Origin of the sequence: Micromonospora sp. NPDC048999, from assembly GCF_040649295.1 — a bacterium.
Classification (GTDB): domain Bacteria; phylum Actinomycetota; class Actinomycetes; order Mycobacteriales; family Micromonosporaceae; genus Micromonospora.
In genome coordinates this window covers 170,604-187,075 of the sequence record NZ_JBEZFI010000002.1, presented here as the reverse complement: position 1 = coordinate 187,075, position 16,472 = coordinate 170,604, and the positions used below count along the sequence as shown (strand labels likewise).

Annotated in this window: 15 protein-coding genes; 4 read left to right on the top strand and 11 right to left on the bottom strand. The window is 69.7% G+C overall.

Features of this window, described 5'->3' with window-relative positions:
• Positions 1-135 precede the first annotated feature (135 nt).
• Positions 136-396 carry a DUF4190 domain-containing protein gene (locus AB0C02_RS05295; RefSeq protein ID WP_357541375.1) on the top strand — a complete coding sequence of 87 codons (261 nt, stop codon included), beginning with the start codon at positions 136-138 and terminating at the stop codon, positions 394-396.
• Between the two features lie 58 nt (positions 397-454).
• Here the strand turns inward: AB0C02_RS05295 and sucD are convergent, their stop codons facing one another.
• The 4 genes from sucD to AB0C02_RS05275 all read right to left on the bottom strand — a co-directional run bounded on the left by sucD (position 455) and on the right by AB0C02_RS05275 (position 4,283).
• On the bottom strand, positions 455-1,342 hold the full coding sequence (gene sucD, locus AB0C02_RS05290; protein WP_357541373.1) for a succinate--CoA ligase subunit alpha: 888 nt from the start codon (positions 1,340-1,342) through the stop codon (positions 455-457).
• A 2-nt stretch (positions 1,343-1,344) separates the two neighbouring features.
• A complete protein-coding gene (gene sucC / locus AB0C02_RS05285; protein WP_357541371.1) occupies positions 1,345-2,523 on the bottom strand; it encodes an ADP-forming succinate--CoA ligase subunit beta in 1,179 nt (392 codons plus the stop codon).
• Positions 2,524-2,704: 181 nt separating this feature from the next.
• The gene (locus tag AB0C02_RS05280) at positions 2,705-3,496 is read right to left on the bottom strand and encodes a hypothetical protein (protein ID WP_357541369.1); all 792 of its coding nucleotides are present in this window, start codon (positions 3,494-3,496) and stop codon (positions 2,705-2,707) included.
• Between the two features lie 382 nt (positions 3,497-3,878).
• Positions 3,879-4,283, bottom strand: a complete 405-nt coding sequence (locus tag AB0C02_RS05275; RefSeq protein WP_357541367.1) for a cobalamin B12-binding domain-containing protein — start codon at positions 4,281-4,283, stop codon at positions 3,879-3,881.
• Positions 4,284-4,670: 387 nt separating this feature from the next.
• Between AB0C02_RS05275 and AB0C02_RS05270 the strand changes: the two genes are divergently transcribed.
• Together AB0C02_RS05270 and AB0C02_RS05265 are read left to right on the top strand one after the other, a co-directional pair.
• Complete coding sequence (locus AB0C02_RS05270) at positions 4,671-5,384, top strand: M23 family metallopeptidase (protein WP_357541365.1); 714 nt, start codon at positions 4,671-4,673, stop codon at positions 5,382-5,384.
• A gap of 251 nt (positions 5,385-5,635) precedes the next feature.
• Positions 5,636-6,475, top strand: a complete 840-nt coding sequence (locus tag AB0C02_RS05265; protein WP_357541363.1) for a M23 family metallopeptidase — start codon at positions 5,636-5,638, stop codon at positions 6,473-6,475.
• Positions 6,476-6,509: 34 nt separating this feature from the next.
• Here the strand turns inward: AB0C02_RS05265 and AB0C02_RS05260 are convergent, their stop codons facing one another.
• Together AB0C02_RS05260 and pcrA are read right to left on the bottom strand one after the other, a co-directional pair.
• Complete coding sequence (locus AB0C02_RS05260; protein ID WP_357541361.1) at positions 6,510-7,301, bottom strand: metalloregulator ArsR/SmtB family transcription factor; 792 nt, start codon at positions 7,299-7,301, stop codon at positions 6,510-6,512.
• A gap of 198 nt (positions 7,302-7,499) precedes the next feature.
• Entirely contained in the window at positions 7,500-9,899 is a 2,400-nt protein-coding gene (gene pcrA / locus AB0C02_RS05255) for a DNA helicase PcrA (protein ID WP_357541359.1), read from the bottom strand.
• A gap of 290 nt (positions 9,900-10,189) precedes the next feature.
• Between pcrA and AB0C02_RS05250 the strand changes: the two genes are divergently transcribed.
• On the top strand, positions 10,190-10,543 hold the full coding sequence (locus AB0C02_RS05250; RefSeq protein WP_357541354.1) for a chorismate mutase: 354 nt from the start codon (positions 10,190-10,192) through the stop codon (positions 10,541-10,543).
• A 98-nt stretch (positions 10,544-10,641) separates the two neighbouring features.
• On the opposite strand, the gene AB0C02_RS05245 is transcribed toward AB0C02_RS05250, so the two are convergent.
• From AB0C02_RS05245 to AB0C02_RS05225, 5 genes are all read right to left on the bottom strand, one after another.
• Positions 10,642-11,655, bottom strand: coding sequence for a dipeptide ABC transporter ATP-binding protein (locus AB0C02_RS05245; RefSeq protein ID WP_357541352.1), 1,014 nt, complete (start codon positions 11,653-11,655; stop codon positions 10,642-10,644).
• Complete coding sequence (locus tag AB0C02_RS05240) at positions 11,648-12,676, bottom strand: ABC transporter ATP-binding protein (protein WP_357541804.1); 1,029 nt, start codon at positions 12,674-12,676, stop codon at positions 11,648-11,650. Before AB0C02_RS05240 ends, AB0C02_RS05245 begins: the two co-directional genes overlap by 8 nt.
• A 25-nt stretch (positions 12,677-12,701) precedes the next feature.
• On the bottom strand, positions 12,702-13,682 hold the full coding sequence (locus tag AB0C02_RS05235) for an ABC transporter permease (RefSeq protein WP_357541350.1): 981 nt from the start codon (positions 13,680-13,682) through the stop codon (positions 12,702-12,704).
• A complete protein-coding gene (locus tag AB0C02_RS05230) occupies positions 13,675-14,601 on the bottom strand; it encodes an ABC transporter permease (RefSeq protein ID WP_357541348.1) in 927 nt (308 codons plus the stop codon). The genes AB0C02_RS05235 and AB0C02_RS05230 overlap by 8 nt, the downstream gene beginning before the upstream one ends.
• A 149-nt stretch (positions 14,602-14,750) precedes the next feature.
• Positions 14,751-16,385: an ABC transporter substrate-binding protein gene (locus tag AB0C02_RS05225; protein WP_357541346.1), complete on the bottom strand. Its 1,635-nt coding sequence runs from the start codon at positions 16,383-16,385 to the stop codon at positions 14,751-14,753.
• Between the last annotated feature and the right edge of the window lie 87 nt (positions 16,386-16,472).

The following is a 16,472-nucleotide window of genomic DNA, read 5'->3' as shown; positions in this document are numbered from 1 at the left end:
CGAACGGCGGCAGTCCGATACCGCCTCGCGCCGCGGCGAGTTGCGTGATCACGCGGCCGGCGGCCCCGTAACGGTCTAGCCTCGGCCGAGGAGGCGCGACCGTCTTGTCGCGGCAGCGACCGCTCGGAGGAAGCCGTGAACGCTCCGTATCCGCCGCCACCGCCCGCCGGCCGGGACCGGACCGTCTTCTGGGGCATCGTGGGGATCATCCTCGGCCTGTTCTGCTGCGGCGTCCTCGGCATCGTCTTCGGCTACCTGTCGATCCGGGACGCGCGGCGCTTCCAGCGATCCCAGTTGGCCGGCTGGCTGGCCATCGCGTTCGGCGTCATCAACCTCATCGGCAGCGCGATCGCCCGGGCCCGGGGCACCTACTGGTACCCGTACTGGTACCGCTGAGACAACGAGGGGGTCGACCGGATCCGGTCGACCCCCTCGGCACCACACACACGACCGCTCAGCGGCCGGACATGATCTCCCGCATCAGCTTGGCGGTCTCGGTCGGGGTCTTGCCGACCTTGACGCCGACCGCCTCCAGCGCCGCCTTCTTCGCGTCGGCGGTGCCCGCCGAGCCGGAGATGATCGCGCCGGCGTGACCCATGGTCTTGCCGGGCGGGGCGGTGAAGCCGGCGATGTAGCCGACGACCGGCTTGGTGACGTTGGCCTTGATGAACTCGGCCGCCCGCTCCTCGGCGTCGCCGCCGATCTCGCCGATCATCACGATGGCGTCGGTCTCCGGGTCCGCCTCGAACGCGGCCAGGGCATCGATGTGGGTGGTGCCGATGATCGGGTCACCGCCGATGCCCACGCAGGTCGAGAAGCCGATGTCGCGCAGCTCGTACATCATCTGGTAGGTCAGCGTGCCGCTCTTGCTGACCAGGCCGATCCGGCCGCTGCCGGTGATGTCGGCCGGGATGATGCCGGCGTTGGAGGCGCCCGGCGAGGCGATACCCGGGCAGTTCGGGCCGATGATCCGGGTCCGCTCGCCCTTCGCCACGTTGTACGCCCAGAGCGCGGCGGTGTCGTGCACCGGCACGCCCTCGGTGATCACCACGGCCAGGTCGATGCCGGCGTCGATCGCCTCGACGGCCGCGGCCTTGGTGAACTGCGGCGGCACGAAGATGACCGTGACGTCGGCCCCGGTCTCCTTCATGGCGTCGGCGACGGTCGCGAAGACCGGCAGCTCGGTGCCGTCGAAGTCGACCGTCTGGCCCGCCTTACGCGGGTTGACGCCGCCGACCACGTTGGTGCCGGCGGCCAGCATCCGCCGGGTGTGCTTGGAACCCTCGGAACCGGTCATCCCCTGCACGATGACCTTGGAGTCCTTGGTCAGCCAGATAGCCATTGTCAGACCCCCGCAGCTGCCAGCTCAGCGGCCCGCTCGGCCGCGCCGTCCATGGTGTCGACCCGCTCGATCAACGGGTTGTTCGCGCCGTCGAGGATCGCCCGACCGGCCTCGGCGTTGTTGCCGTCGAGACGGACGACGAGCGGCTTGGTGACCTGCTCGCCGCGCTGCCCGAGCAGGGCGAGCGCCTGCACGATGCCGTTGGCGACAGCGTCACAGGCGGTGATGCCGCCGAAAACGTTGACGAAGACGCTCTTGACCGAGGGGTCGGAGAGGACGATCTCCAGGCCGTTCGCCATCACCGCGGCGCTCGCGCCACCGCCGATGTCGAGGAAGTTGGCCGGCTTGACGCCGCCGTGCCGCTCGCCCGCGTACGCCACCACGTCGAGGGTGGACATGACCAGGCCCGCGCCGTTGCCGATGATGCCGACCTCGCCGTCGAGCTTGACGTAGTTGAGGTCCTTCTCCTTGGCGGCCTGCTCCAGCGGGTCGACCGCGGCCTGGTCGACCAGGGCCTCGTGGTCCGGGTGCCGGAACCCGGCGTTCTCGTCGAGGCTGACCTTCGCGTCCAGCAGCAGCAGCTTGCCGTCCTTGGTCTTGGCCAGCGGGTTCACCTCGACCAGCGTGGCGTCCTCGGCGAGGAACGCCTGCCACAGCTTCACCGCGACGTCGACGACCTGGTCGGCCACCTCGGCCGGGAAGGCGGCAGCGGTCACGATCTCGCGCGCCTTCGCCTCGTCCACGCCGATGTTGGCGTCGATCGGGGCCTTGACGACCTTCTCCGGGGTCTCGGCGGCGACCTGCTCGATGTCCATGCCGCCGGCGACGCTGGCGATGCAGAGGAAGGTGCGGTTCGCCCGGTCGAGCAGGTACGAGAAGTAGTACTCCTCGGCCACGTCCGCGGTCACGGTGATCATGACCTTGTGAACCGTGTGGCCCTTGATGTCCATGCCGAGGATGTCGGTGGCCCGGGCCACCGTCTCCTCCGCGCCCTCGGCCAGCTTCACGCCGCCCGCCTTGCCACGGCCGCCGACCTTCACCTGCGCCTTGACGACCACTCGGCCGCCGAGGCGTTCGGCGATCGCGCGGGCCTCCTCCGGGGTAGTGGCGACGCCGCCGGCGAGCACGGGCAACCCGTGCCGCTCGAACAGGTCCCGCCCCTGGTACTCGTACAGGTCCACGTTTGCGCGTCCCGTCCCGTCTCCGCGGCGCGCCGTCGCGCCGCCACCAGCGTTGGAAAATCAGTTTGACGCCTGTCATCAGATGAGACAGGCCATTTGCCGCAGCCTAACGAGGCGGCCACCGGCGGCAATCAAGCGGGTGCGGCGTGTGTGGTAATGCACAGCCACCCGGCGCGTCGGGTCAGCCCACCCGGCAGCGGCCGGCCGCATACCCGACGACCGCCCGCATGATCTCCTCCTCTGAGCGGTCGGCGAAATTGACGGTGGCGGTGAAGCCGGTGCCGAAGAACGCCTGCTGCAGCCCCGAGTCCAGCGCGGTGAAGGCGCCCAGGCCGGTGCCGACGCGTGGGTCGCGCGGCTTGACGCAGAGCATCTTCTCCAGCGACCAGCGTCGCAGGTAAATCCGGTCGATTGCCGTCCAGGGGAGCCAGATCGCCTGCCCCCGGGTCGGCCGGGTCTTGATCCAGAGCCCGTCCGGCCCGACCGCGAGCACCGGGCCGCCGGAGGAGATGAGCCAGAGCTGGAGGCCCACCGGCACCGCGACGAACAGCATGACCATCGGGACGACGACGAACAGCAGCCCGGCGTCGCCCGCGGACGACGCGGCTAGGCCCAGCGGGCAGGCCATCACCAGGCCGATGAACAGGAACAGGCCGCCGAAGAGCAGCGCCCGCTTGCGCAGGTTCGGCCGGACCACGAACGGCAGGTCCGCCGGAATCCGCTTGGCCGTCGGGGGCGACTGCCACGGTGGCGGCAGCGGCGCCGGGCCGAACCCGCCGGGGTACGCCGGCCCCGCCGGATACGCCTGCTGCGGCGGCGCGGGCCAACCCTGGCCCGGCTGCTGGGGCGGGGGCCAGCCGGCGGGCGGTTGCGGAGGGGCCTGGCCCCAGCCGGGGGCTGCGGCGGCGTCCGGCTGGCCCGACGGCGGCGTCCATCCGCCGGTGGGATCCGGCTGCGGGGAGGGCTGGGTCACGGCGGGCTCCCGGCTGAAAGTCGTCGACCGCGGGAACGCGGTGTGGGCAGGCACACGATACGGCCCTTGCCCCGGCCGTACCGTCCCGGCGAACTGCCGGCCGTTCCCGGCGCGCGCCCCACCCGCCCTCCCGGCGCACGCGCCACGGGCCCCGCAGGCCGGATGTCAGTCGTCCGGGGGATGTTGGCGGACGGGCGTAACCCCCCGGTGGGGGCGTCGTTGAGTCTGATGTCGGAGCGCTGGTCAGGCGCGATGGCGGGAGACGGCCGATGCCCTGTCGGTCGAGGGGTGGCGGCGGGGCATCGTGCATAGAGGGGCCGGGCGTGTGAGGGGTGCGTCCGGCCCCTCCCCCTGCCTGCTCTCAGGAAACCGGGCGCGCTGGTCAGCCGACCGGCTGGGCGACGTTCCCCCGGACCCACTCGACGATGGACTGGGTGGTGGCACCGGGGGTGAAGATCTTCGCGACGCCGAGCCGCTCCAGCTCGGGGATGTCGGCGTCCGGAATGATGCCGCCTCCGAAGACCACGATGTCGGCCGCGTCGCGCTCAGCGAGCAGCTCCAGCACCCGCTTGAACAGGGTCATGTGCGCGCCGGACAGCACGGAGAGGCCGACCGCGTCGGCGTCTTCCTGGATCGCGGTCTCCACGATCTGCTCCGGGGTCTGGTGCAGGCCCGTGTAGATGACCTCCATACCGGCGTCGCGCAGGGCTCGCGCGACAACCTTCGCGCCCCGGTCATGACCGTCCAGGCCAGGCTTCGCGACGACTACCCGAATACGAGAGCTCATCAGCGCACACCTTTCGCCGGCTCCGGAACTGTCAGCTGAACGAACGGTAACCCGGCCGGCCGGGGGCCGGGTACCCGGGCGGCGCTTCTACCGTCCGGCCACGCACACTGGAAGCCGGACACCTCCGCCGAACGGTCACTCTGCGCCACGAACGGCCAGTTGCAGGGCCATCCGACCGGCGGCATGAGCTATGACAAGAGCGCATGTAAACGGACATAACGAAACGCCATTTCGGCGCTTTGGCTTGTGACACGAGTGGCTGTTGGCTACCGTGTCCACGGTTGTCATCAGGTCTACGGACGGGTGACGACGCGGTCGCCGGACGCTCGACGGAGCTGCGCCGAACGGTTGGCGGTCGCATCGGATCCCCGACAACGGAGGGTGTGCGTGCGCCAGCGCCTGTCGTCTGAGCCCGATAGATATCGCGGTCGCCGCCGCGTACCCACCCCTCCCCGCAGCCGCTACGCCGCGGTCGTCACCACCGCCTTCGTGGGTGCCGGCATCGTCGCTCTCGGCGCGAACGCCCTCCCCGACGCCAAGAGCGTCAGCCCGTCGGTCCTCGACCAGCTCAAGCAGGCCTCGGTCACCAGCCAGGACGCGTCGGCCCGCGCCGACAGCGCCGACCGCGCCTCCCGGGACAGCCGCACGGACAGCAAGGCCGCCACCGAGCAGGATGTCTGGCTGCTCCCCCTGCACGGCTACGAATTCAACACGCCCTACGGCGTGCGCTGGGGCAAGCTGCACACCGGCATCGACCTGGTCGCCCCGGAGGGCACCCCGTACATCGCGATCCACGACGGCACGGTCACCAAGGCCGGCTGGTTCGGCGGCTACGGCTACGCCGTGATCGTCCAGCACCCGGACGGCAGCGAGGCGATCTACGGTCACTCCTCCGAGGTCACCGTCCAGGAGGGGCAGCAGGTCAAGGCCGGCGACCAGCTCGGCCTGGTCGGAAACACCGGCCACGCCTACGGCCCCCAACTGCATCTCGAGGTGCATGTCAACGGGCAGCCGTTGGACCCGGTGCCGTGGCTCAAGGACCGCGGAGTGGACATTCAGCTGCAGATCGAGGCAATCTACAGCGACGTAGCCGCATCCTGACGCTGCGTATCGCCCATTGACCGCCCGGATCAATCGATCCGGGCGGTTTTCGTGGCGTAAAAGTCTGCCGCGTCACACCCCCAGTTGTGACCGGCAGCACGCAAGACCATGATCCTTTCTATCGCAAAACCGCTCACGGCAGGACGAAGCCGGCCAGCAGGCACCGAGGCGGCACCCGTCACCCCGGAGTCAGTGCCCGCCGCGGCCCGGGCCGAAACCAGTATTTCGAGGGTCCACGTGCCCCTCGACTGATGAAGGTCCCCGTGCAGGAAGACAGCTCCATCCAGAACGAGAACACCGCGGACGCCCCCGGCCGGCACCGGCTGGGCAAGCGGACGGGTCGGCGCACCACATACCTCGTCATCGGTGCGGTCGCCCTGGTCGGTCTCGGCCTCGGCGGCGTCTCCGTCGCCACCGCCGAGCACGGCGTCCCGCCCGCCGACCCGGTCGCCGTCGACTTCGAGGCGCGGGCCCGCGCCGAGGCAGCCGCTCGCGCCGACCGCTCGACCCGGGACTCCGCCGCGCCGGTCACCCCGTCGGCCGACCCGGTCAGCCCGTCCGCCGCACCGGTCGCCTCGTCCGCCGCCCCGGTCAGCCCGTCGCCGGGCGCGACCACGGCGAGCCCGAAGCCGACGAAGACCGCTACCGCCAAGCCGAAGCCGAAGGTGACCAAGAGCGCCACGCCGAAGCCCGCGTGGGTCATCCCGATGGCCGGCGCCACGATCACCTCCTGCTACGGGCAGCGGTGGGGCACCCTGCACGCCGGCATCGACTTCGCGATGCCCGAAGGCACGCCGATCCACGCCGCAGCGGCGGGCACGGTGGTCAAAGCCGGCGACGCGAGCGACGGCTACGGCAACTCGGTCTTCATCGACCACCACAACGGCTACCTGACCCACTACGCCCACCAGAGCCGCCTGATCGTGAGCGTCGGTGACCAGGTGAGCGCCGGCCAGATCATCGGCTACGAGGGCGCCACCGGGGACGCGACCGGTCCGCACCTGCACTTCGAGGTGCACCAGGGCGCGATGTGGAACCAGATCGACCCTGCGCCCTTCCTGCGCGCCCGGGGCATCGACGTGGCCTGCTGACGAATAGGTTCTCGCCGAGCCCTGATCCCGGCGGTCAGGCGTCGTCCGGCAGCGGTTCGCCGGTCTCCAGCAGCGTCTTCAGGCTCGCCACCACATTCGGCCAGCCGTGGCTGACCATCTCGGCCATGCTCGATCCGGGCTCGAAGCCGTCATGCACGACGGTGAGCTTCACGACCTGCGCGGTCTCCTCGATCGTGAAGGTGACCTTCGAGCGGGCCTCGCCGGACAGCCGGGCGAGCAGCTCCTCGTCCCAGCCGAAGCGCTTGGCGAGCTCCGGGGTGATGGCGTGCCAGGTGTAGGAGAGCCGACTGTAAGGTTCGGCCTCCAGCACGACCTGCTCCGGGTCGCTGATCAGCACGCCGTGGTGGTCCCAGGTCATCGGCGAACCGACGGACCAGTCCGTGGTGAACTCCATGGCCCAGTAGCGGCGGGTGAAGGCGGGCTCGGTCAGCGCCTGCCAGAGCTTCTGCGGGGTGGTGCGGATATAGGTGGTGTAGACGAAGGTCGGCGCGTCCATCGGGGTCTCCTCCAAGGCGAGTTTCAGGTCTGCCAGGGCTTGGACCCTGGCCCGGTCGTAGCGGCTGATCCACCGGTGGGCGATCTCATGCACGGGCGCGGCGTTGAGGTAGTGCAGCTTCTCCCGGCCCCGCCGCACGGTGGCGACTAGGCCGGCCTCCTCCAACACCGCGAGGTGCTTGCTGACGGACTGCCTGGCCATCTCGAGTCCGGCGCACAGCTCGCGCAGCGTCTGCCCGTTGCGGGCGTTGAGCGAGTCGAGCAGCGCGCGCCGGCTCGGATCGGCCAGCGCCTTGAACACCTCGTCCATGCCCGCCCTCGCACCCGGGTTGCCGCCTGTCGATATGCAGCCTTCCGGCTGCATGAAATTTAGGCAGCCGAAAGGCTGCATGTCAAGACGCGTGGCTGGTCGAGGCCCATCAAGTCGAGCTCACAGATTTGAGGCGCTACCAGAGCGCCACGGAATGCGGTGAGGCCGGCCCGGCAGCGCGCGCCGGGCCGGCCCGCCTCACAGCTTGTCGATCGGGGCGTGCCGGAGCACCAGCCACAGGGACTGGTCGCCGAAGTCGATCTGCGCCCGGGCACCCGGGCCGTGCCCCTCCACGGCCAACACCCGGCCGAGGCCGTAGCGCTGGTGGTTCACCCGGTCCCCCACCGACACCTTCGGCGCCTGCTTCAGCTCGCTGGCGGTGGACAGCCGGCTGGCGTCCACCCCGAGCCGCTTCGCCAACTGGGTCGCCCTGGGCGTACCCCCGGTGAAGCCGCCACGCCCGCCGGGCGCGCGGTCCGCGCGGCCGCCCACGCCCCCACCCCCGCCGGCCCACGAGGTGTACGAGCCCTCGACGCGCTCCCAGCGGACCAGCTCCGGCGGCAGCTCCTCAAGGAACCGTGACGGTGGGTTGTAGGCCGGCTGGCCCCACGCCGACCGGGTGACCGCGCGGGACAGGTAGAGGCGCTGCCGGGCCCGGGTGATCCCCACGTACGCCAGTCGCCGCTCCTCCTCCAGCTCGCGGTTGTCGCCCAGCGAGCGCAGGTGCGGGAAGACGCCGTCCTCCAGGCCGGTCAGGAAGACCACCGGGAACTCCAGGCCCTTCGCCGTGTGCAGCGTCATCAGGGTGACCACGCCCTGGTGGTCGGGGTCGTCGGCGGGGATCTGGTCGGCGTCGGCGACCAGCGCCACCTGCTCCAGGAAGCCGGCCACGGTGGCCCGCTCCCCCTCCGCCCCCAGCGCCTCGATCCGCTCGGTGTACTCGCGGGCGACGCTTACCAACTCCTGGAGGTTGTCCACCCGGCCGGCGTCCTGCGGGTCCAGGCTCTCTTCCAGCTCGGTCAGGTAGCCCGAGCGGGTCAGCAGTGCCTCCAGCACCTCCTCCGGGGTGCCGGTCGTGGCCAACTCCCGCGCGGAGTCGAGGAGCGCGACGAACTCGGCGATGCCGTTGGCGGCCCGGGTGGAGATGCCGGGTGCATCCTTGGCCCGGCGCAGCGCTGCCCCGAAGGAGATCCGGTCGCGGCTGGCCAGCGCCTCCAGGCACGCCTCGGCCCGCTCACCGATGCCCCGGCGCGGGGTGTTGAGGACCCGGCGCAGGCTGACCGTGTCGTCGTCGTTGACCACCGCGCGCAGGTAGGCCAGCGCGTCGCGGACCTCCTTGCGCTCGTAGAAGCGCACCCCGCCGACCACCTTGTAGGGCAGGCCGACCCGGATGAATACCTCTTCGAAGACCCGGGACATGGCGTTGGTGCGGTAGAAGACCGCCACGTCACCCGGGCGGGTGTCGCCGGAGTCGACCAGCCGGTCGATCTCGCGGGCCACCCAGTCCGCCTCCGCGTGCTCGGTGTCGGCCACGTAGCCGACGATCTGCTCGCCGGCCCCGGCCTCGCTCCACAGCCGCTTGGGCTTGCGGGACGTGTTCCGGTCGATCACCGCGTTGGCGGCGTTGAGGATGGTCTGCGTGGAGCGGTAGTTCTGCTCCAGCAGGATCGTCCGGGCGCTGGTGAAGTCGCGCTCGAACTCCAGGATGTTGCGGATGGTCGCGCCCCGGAACGCGTAGATCGACTGATCGGCGTCGCCGACCACGCACAGCTCCGCCGGCTCGACCCCCTCGGTGCCGGAGACCAGCTCCTTGATCAGCACGTACTGCGCGTGGTTGGTGTCCTGGTACTCGTCGACGAGGACGTGCCGGAACCGGCGCCGGCAGCTCTCGGCGACGTGCGGGTGCGACTGGAGCAGGTGCACCGTCGTCATGATCAGGTCGTCGAAGTCCAGCGCGTGCGCCTCGCGCAGCCGCCGCTGGTAGAGCCGGTACGCCTCCGACAGGGCCCGCTCGTTCGGCCCCTTGGCCCGGGCGGCGAACTCCTCCGGGTCGACCAACTCGTTCTTGAGGTTGGAGACCTGGGCCGCCAGCCCGCGCGCCGGGTAGCGCTTGGGATCGAGGTCCAGCTCCCGGGCGACCAGTTGCATCAACCGGCGCGAGTCGTCCGCGTCGTAGATCGAGAAGGTGGACTTCAGACCGGCGTGCTCGTGCTCGGCGCGCAGGATGCGGACGCAGGCCGAGTGGAAGGTCGACACCCACATCAGCCGGGCACGCGGACCGACCAGCGCGGCCACCCGCTCCTTCATCTCGCCGGCGGCCTTGTTGGTGAAGGTGATCGCGATGATCTCGCCCGGGTGCACGTCCCGCGCGGCGAGCAGGTAGGCGATCCGGTTGGTCAGCACCCGGGTCTTGCCGGAGCCCGCGCCGGCCACGATCAGGAGCGGGGAACCGGCGTGGGCGACCGCGTCGCGCTGCGGGCCGTTCAGCCCGGCGAGGAGGGCCTGCGGGTCCGACCGGGCCGCCGACGGCCGGTACGGCGGGGTCGGCCGGGACTCCGGCGCGGGCGGGGGCACGGGAATGTCGAAGAGAGGATGCATCGCACGGCGAGTCTATGCCGCCGGTCGGACAACATCCGCCCGCGCCGGCCCGAACGAGACACCGGCGTCACATCCCACAGGTTGGCGGTTTCCTTGCGCGGCCCGCCCGCGGGTCGGCATACTCGACGACGTGTTCGAGCAGCGCTTCTACTTTTACTACGGCACCGGGAGTCCGGCAGCCGTAGGTCGCGCCTGAGCACAAGACCTGCGAAAAGCCCCGGGCTCCTGGAGCCCGGGGCTTTTTCGTCCCGGGATCCGGGCACCCGACCCGAGACCCGAGAGGTACGACGATGATGACTGACGTGGTGGAGTCCAGCGGCGGCCCGGCACGGCACGGCCGGCCCGGCGACGCGAACCCGACCGAGGCAGCGGCGGCCCGGACGGGCACCGACGACTCGACGGCCGCCGAGCGGATCGTGGCCATCCGGGAGCGGATCGACGAGATAGACCGCACGATCATCGCGCTCTGGCAGGAGCGGGCCGCCCTGTCCCAGGAGGTCGGGGCCACCCGGCTGGCCGCCGGCGGGACCCGGCTCGTGCTCTCCCGGGAGCGGGAGATCCTGGAGCGGTTCCGCGCGGAGCTCGGCGCGGACGGCACCCAGCTCGCCCTGCTGTTGCTGCGCGCCGGCCGCGGACCGCTGTGACCCGGCCCCCGCAGCGAACGGCCCGTGGTCGAACGGCCCGCAAAAATGACGGGCCGCCTGCCGGCGTCGGATCGACACCGGCAGGCGGCCCGGACGGATCACGCCTCGTGGGTGGCGACAATCTCCCGCTGCTCGGCGAAGTGGCAGGCGCTCGGGTGGTCCGAGCCCCGCTGGATCTCCAGCAGCGGCATCTCCTGGGCGCACACGTCCTGCGCCTTCCAGCACCGGGTCCGGAACCGGCAGCCCGAGGGCGGGCTGATCGGGGAGGGGACGTCACCGGTGAGCCGGATGATCGCCTTGCTCTCCCGCACCGTCGGGTCCGGCACCGGCACCGCCGAGAGCAGCGCCTGGGTGTACGGGTGCGTCGGCCGCTCGTAGATCTCGTCCTCGGTGCCGACCTCCACCATCTTGCCCAGGTACATCACGGCGACCCGGTCGGAGAGGTGGCGCACGACCGACAGGTCGTGGGCGATGAAGACGTACGACAGACCGAACTCGGCCTGGAGCTTCTCCAGCAGGTTCATGACCTGCGCCTGGATCGACACGTCCAGGGCCGACACCGGCTCGTCACAGACGATGACCTCGGGCCGCAGGGCGAGCGCCCGGGCGATGCCGATGCGCTGCCGCTGGCCGCCGGAGAACTGGTGCGGATACCGGTTGATGTGCTCCGGGTTCAGGCCGACCAGGTCGAGCAGCTCCTTGACCTTGGTCCGGCGGCTGCCGCGCGGGGCCACGTCGGGGTGGATCTCGAACGGCTCGCCGATCAGGTCACCGACCGTCATCCGCGGGTTCAGCGAGGTGTACGGGTCCTGCATCACCAGCTGGATCTGCCGGCGCAGGCGCCGCAGCGCCCCGCCGGAGAGCCGGGAGATGTCCTGCCCCTTGTAGAGCACCTGGCCGGAGGTCGGCCGCTCCAGGTTCATCAGGACCCGGGCCAGCGTCGACTTGCCGCAGCCGGACTCGCCCACCACGCCGAGGGTCTCGCCGGCCTTCAGGTCGAACGAGACGCCGTCGACCGCCTTGACGTGACCGATGGTCTTCTTGAACACGATGCCGCGGGTGACCGGGTAGTGCTTGACCAGGTCACGGACCTCGATGATGTTCTCAGTCACGGTTCACGAGCTCCTCGGCGAAGTGGCAGGCACTGGCCCGGCTGCTGCCGAGCTGCAGCAGCGTGGGCAGCTTCTCCCGGCACACCGGCTGTGCCATCGGGCAGCGCGGGTTGAACGCGCAGCCCGACGGGATGTTCATGAGGTTCGGCGGAAGCCCCTTGATGGTACGGAGCTCCTGCCCCTTCTCGTCCATCCGCGGGATCGAGTTGAGCAGGCCGAGAGTGTACGGGTGCGCCGGCTTGGCGTACAGGTCGTACACGTCGGCTTCCTCGACGATCCGGCCGGCGTACATGACCGCGATCCGGTCCGCGACGTCGGCGACCACGCCGAGGTCGTGGGTGATCAGGATCATGCCCATCTGCCGCTCCCGCTGGAGTTCGCCGAGCAGGTCCATGATCTGGGCCTGCACGGTCACGTCCAGCGCGGTGGTCGGCTCGTCGGCGATCAGCACCTCGGGGTCCAGCGCCAGCGACATGGCGATCATGGCGCGCTGCCGCATACCGCCCGAGAACTGGTGCGGGTAGTTGCTGTACCGGCCCTTGGCGTTCGGGATCTTCACCTGGTCGAGCATCTCGATCGCGCGCTTCTTGGCGTCCGCGCGGCTCATGCCGCGCCGGATGCGGAACTGCTCGGCGATCTGGAAGCCGACGGTGAAAACCGGGTTGAGGGCGGAGAGCGAGTCCTGGAAGATCATCGCAATGCCTTCGCCCCGGATCCGACGCCGCTGCTCGGGGGACATCGTGAGCATGTCCTTGCCGTGGAAGCGGACCTGCCCACCGGTGACGAAGCCGGGCGGGGTGTCGAGGATGCCCATGATCGTCTGCGCGGTGACGCTCTTGCCGGAACCGGACTCGCCGAGCACGGCGAGGGTCTCCCCGGCGTCGACGTGGTACGTCACGCCGTTGATGACCTTGGCGACGCCGTCCCGGGTACGGAACTCGACCCGCAGGTCGTCGACCTCGAGCAGCCGGCCCGAGGGGCGGCCGGATCCGTCGGCGCTCGACGCGGACTGCTCGGACACGAGAATGTCAGACAACTCAGTTCCCCTATCGAAGCTTCGGGTCGAGGGCCTCGCGAACCGTCTCGCCGAGCATGACGAAGCTCAGCACGGCCGTGACGAGGAACGCGGCGGGGAAGAAGAGCAGATAGGGCGAGACCCGGAGCAGGTTCTGCGATTCACTGATCATGATTCCCCAGGACACGACCGGGTGCTTCAGGCCGATGCCCAGGAAGGACAGCGTGGCCTCGGCGCCGATGAAGGAGCCGACCAGGATCGTGCCGTAGACCAGCAGCGGGGCCAGGCAGTTCGGCAGCAGGTGCTTGAGGATGATCCGACCGGTGCCGGCGCCCAGTGCCCGGGCCGCGACGATGTAGTCGGCCTCCTTGGTGGCCAGCACCGAGGAGCGCATCAGCCGCATCACGACCGGCCAGCTCAGCACGGTCAGCGACATGATCACCAGGCCCATGATCGCCCACTCGCTGTTGTCCGTCCCGGCCCCGTTGAAGGTGGTCAGGATGACGATCGCGCCGAGCACGAACGGCAGACCGAAGAAGATGTCCGCGATCCGGGAGAGCAGCGCGTCCACCCAGCCACCGCGGTAGCCGGCGATGATGCCCATGGTCCCGCCGACCAGCAGGGTGCCGATCACGGAGAGCAGCGCCACCACGATCGAGGCGCGGGCGCCGTAGATCGTACGGGCGTAGACGTCCCGGCCCTGCAGGTCAAAGCCGAACCAGTGGTCGGCCGACGGCCGCACCTGGCTGTTGTCGAGCGAGCCGTTCACCGGGTCGCCGGAGGCGAACAGCCACGGGAAGGCCGCCATCAGCACGAAGAGCACGATGAACGTGGCGGAGATCCAGAACAGCGGCTTCCGGCGCAGGTCGAACCAGGCGTCGCCGAGCAGGCCGCGCGGCTTCAGCTGCTTCGGCGCGTTCTCCGGCAGGCCGGCGTCGGCCGGGCCGCCGGCCTCGGCCGGCTGCTCGGTGCGGGGGGTGTTGACGAGCGAAGCGGCACTCGGGTCACTCATAGCGAATCCTCGGGTCCAGGGCGGCGTAGAGCAGGTCCACCAGCAGGTTCATCAGCAGGTAGACGAGCACCAGGATCACCACGATGCCGACAACGGTAGCGCTCTCCTTGGTGACGATGGCGCGGAGCACCTGCCGGCCGATGCCGTTGATGCCGAAGATGCCCTCGGTCACGATCGCGCCACCCATCAGGGCACCGAGGTCGGTGCCGAGCAGGGTGACAACCGGAATGAGCGAGTTGCGCAGCAGGTGCACGCCCACCACCCGACGCATGGGGAGGCCCTTGGCGATGGCGGTACGGACGTAGTCGGCGCGGCGGTTCTCCGCGATGCTGGTGCGTGCCACCCGGGCGATGTACGCCATCGAGGCGCTACCGAGCACGAAGCCCGGCAGGATCAGCTCGTGGATCCGCATCTCGGCGGAGACGGTGGGGGTGACGAGGCCCCACTTGACGCCGAAGAACCACTGGAGCACGAAGCCGATGACGAAGACCGGCAGCGCGATCAGGAAGAGGGTGGAGACCAGGACCAGGTTGTCCAGGAAGCCGTTGCGCCGGAGACCGGTCAGGACGCCCGCGCCGAGACCGATGAGGGCCTCGATGGCGAGCGCGACCACCGCCAGCTTCAGGGTGTTGGGGTACGACGTCGCGATGATGTCGCTGATCGGCCGACCACCGAACGTGGCGCCGAAATCACCCTGGAAAAGGTTCTTCATGTAGCTGGCGTACTGCACCCAGATCGAATCGTTGAGATGGTATTTCTCAGTCATCATGGCCACGTAGTTCGGCGGGCAGGCGCGGTCGCCACACTTGCCGGCGAACGGGTCGCCGGGCACCGACCAGACGAGCCAATAGATCAGGAACGTCGTGCCGATGAACACCGGCACGAGTTGCAGCAGCCGTCTCAAGAGATAACGGCCCATGGGGTGGTCCTCCAGACAGGGGCGCGCGTCGGACGGCCGACACGGTGGCGACAACGTGCGAGGGGATTTATGTTGTACACCCTCTCGCGGAACGGCCCCGGGCCGGGCCCACCGGTAGGCGAGCCCGGCCCGGGGTCAGACCGTTCGGATCAGAGCTCGACCGAGGTGATGTCGAGCTCGCCGACGTTGGTCAGCTCCATCTTCTTGATCTTCTCGGAGTGGCCGGACTGCTGGCCACCGAAGTAGATCGGCATCGACGGAACGTCCTGGTCGATGAGCTGGACGGCCTGAGCGAACTTCGCGTGCGACTCCTCGATGCTGGGGGCCGCCTGGGCCGCCTTGGCGAGGGCGTCGACCTCGGGGTTGCTGTACTGACCGTCGTTCGAGGAGCCACCGGTCACGTAGAGCGGCATGATCCAGTTCTCGACGTCGGGGTAGTCCTGCTGCCAGCCGGCCCGGTAGGCACCGGTCATCTTGTGGGCGGTGATGTTCTGGCGGAAGACCGCGAAGGTCGGCACGCCGACGGCGACCGCGTCGATGCCCAGGTTGGTCTTGATCTGCTGGGCGACGGCCTCCATCCACTCCTTGTGGCTGGCGTCCGCGTTGTACGACAGGGTCAGCTTGCCGGTGAAGCCGCTGGATTCCGCGAAGAGCTTCTTGGCCTCGTCCGGGTCGTACTTGCAGGCGGTGCAGTTGCCCGGCTGGGCGCCCGGGGTCAGCGGGTTGGCCCAGCTGTCGGCCGGCTTGCGGTTACCGAAGAAGATCTTGTCGGTGATCGCCTGCCGGTCGATGGAGAGCGAGATCGCCCGACGCAGCTTCGGGTCCTGGAAGCGCTTGTCGTAGAGCGGGAAGGCGATGATGCCCGTCGACGGGGTGACGCTGGGGATCGCCCGCTCGCCCAGGTCGCTCTTCCACTTGTCACCGGCCAGCATGCTGACCGGGACCTGCTGCTGGAAGTCGATGTTGCCGGAGACGAGGTCGTTGTACTCCGCCAGGTCGTCCTGGTAGATCTTGACGTCGACGTCCTTGATCTTCATCTTGTTGCGCAGGCTGTAGTCGTCGAAGCGGGTGAGCTTGATCTCGACGTCGTCAGTCCACGAGACGAAGCTGACCGGGCCGTTACCGATCGGGTTCCGACCGAACTTCTCCACGCCCTCGGTGAAGAAGACGTCCGGCAGCGGCACGAAGGCGCTGTAGCCGAGCTTGGTCGGGAAGACCGCGGTCGGCGCGTTGAGGGTGACCTCGAAGGTGTTGTCGTCGATGACCTTCAGGCCGGACATCTCCTTGGCCTTCGGCTCCGGAATCGGGTCGCCCTCCTTCTCCGGCTCGGAGAAGACGTCGTCGAAGCCCTGGATGTCGGCGAAGAAGCTCGCGCCCTGCGCGCCGTTCGGGCCGTACGCGCCCCAGTTCCAGGCCTTGACGAAGTTCTCGGCCTTGACGGTGGTGCCGTCGTGGAACTTGGTGTTCGGCTTGATCTTGATCGTGAAGACCTTGGAGTCGTTGGTTTCGATCGACTCGGCAAGGGCGTTCTGCGGGGCGCCACCGTTGTTCGGGTACTCGACCAGGGCGGTCCACAGGTAGTCGATGATCCTGCCGCCACCGGTCTCGGTGGTGTTCGCCGGAACCAGGGGGTTCTGCGGCTGGGTGCCGCCGATGGTGATCGCGCCGTCCTTGCTGGCGCTGGTGTCGTCGCCGTTGCCGCCACCGCTGGAGCAGCCGGACGCGACGAGCGCGAACGCCGCGCCCACCGCGAGCGCGCCGCTCGCCCGCTTCGAGACTCTCATTCCGAGGGGCCTCCTCTTTCTAACCTGGTTCCGTCGTGAGTTTCACGCACGTCTGGGGGGTGTGTCGCCAACCGCCGACCCGAACCA

Coding starts and splice junctions, on each gene's coding strand:
- pcrA (WP_357541359.1), bottom strand. CDS start 9,899: ATGCATCCTCTCTTCGACATTCCCGTGCCCCCGCCCGCGCCGGAGTCC.
- sucD (WP_357541373.1), bottom strand. CDS start 1,342: ATGGCTATCTGGCTGACCAAGGACTCCAAGGTCATCGTGCAGGGGATG.
- AB0C02_RS05260 (WP_357541361.1), bottom strand. CDS start 7,301: ATGGACGAGGTGTTCAAGGCGCTGGCCGATCCGAGCCGGCGCGCGCTG.
- AB0C02_RS05230 (WP_357541348.1), bottom strand. CDS start 14,601: ATGGGCCGTTATCTCTTGAGACGGCTGCTGCAACTCGTGCCGGTGTTC.
- AB0C02_RS05250 (WP_357541354.1), top strand. CDS start 10,190: ATGATGACTGACGTGGTGGAGTCCAGCGGCGGCCCGGCACGGCACGGC.
- AB0C02_RS05225 (WP_357541346.1), bottom strand. CDS start 16,385: ATGAGAGTCTCGAAGCGGGCGAGCGGCGCGCTCGCGGTGGGCGCGGCG.
- AB0C02_RS05235 (WP_357541350.1), bottom strand. CDS start 13,682: ATGAGTGACCCGAGTGCCGCTTCGCTCGTCAACACCCCCCGCACCGAG.
- AB0C02_RS05265 (WP_357541363.1), top strand. CDS start 5,636: ATGAAGGTCCCCGTGCAGGAAGACAGCTCCATCCAGAACGAGAACACC.
- AB0C02_RS05275 (WP_357541367.1), bottom strand. CDS start 4,283: ATGAGCTCTCGTATTCGGGTAGTCGTCGCGAAGCCTGGCCTGGACGGT.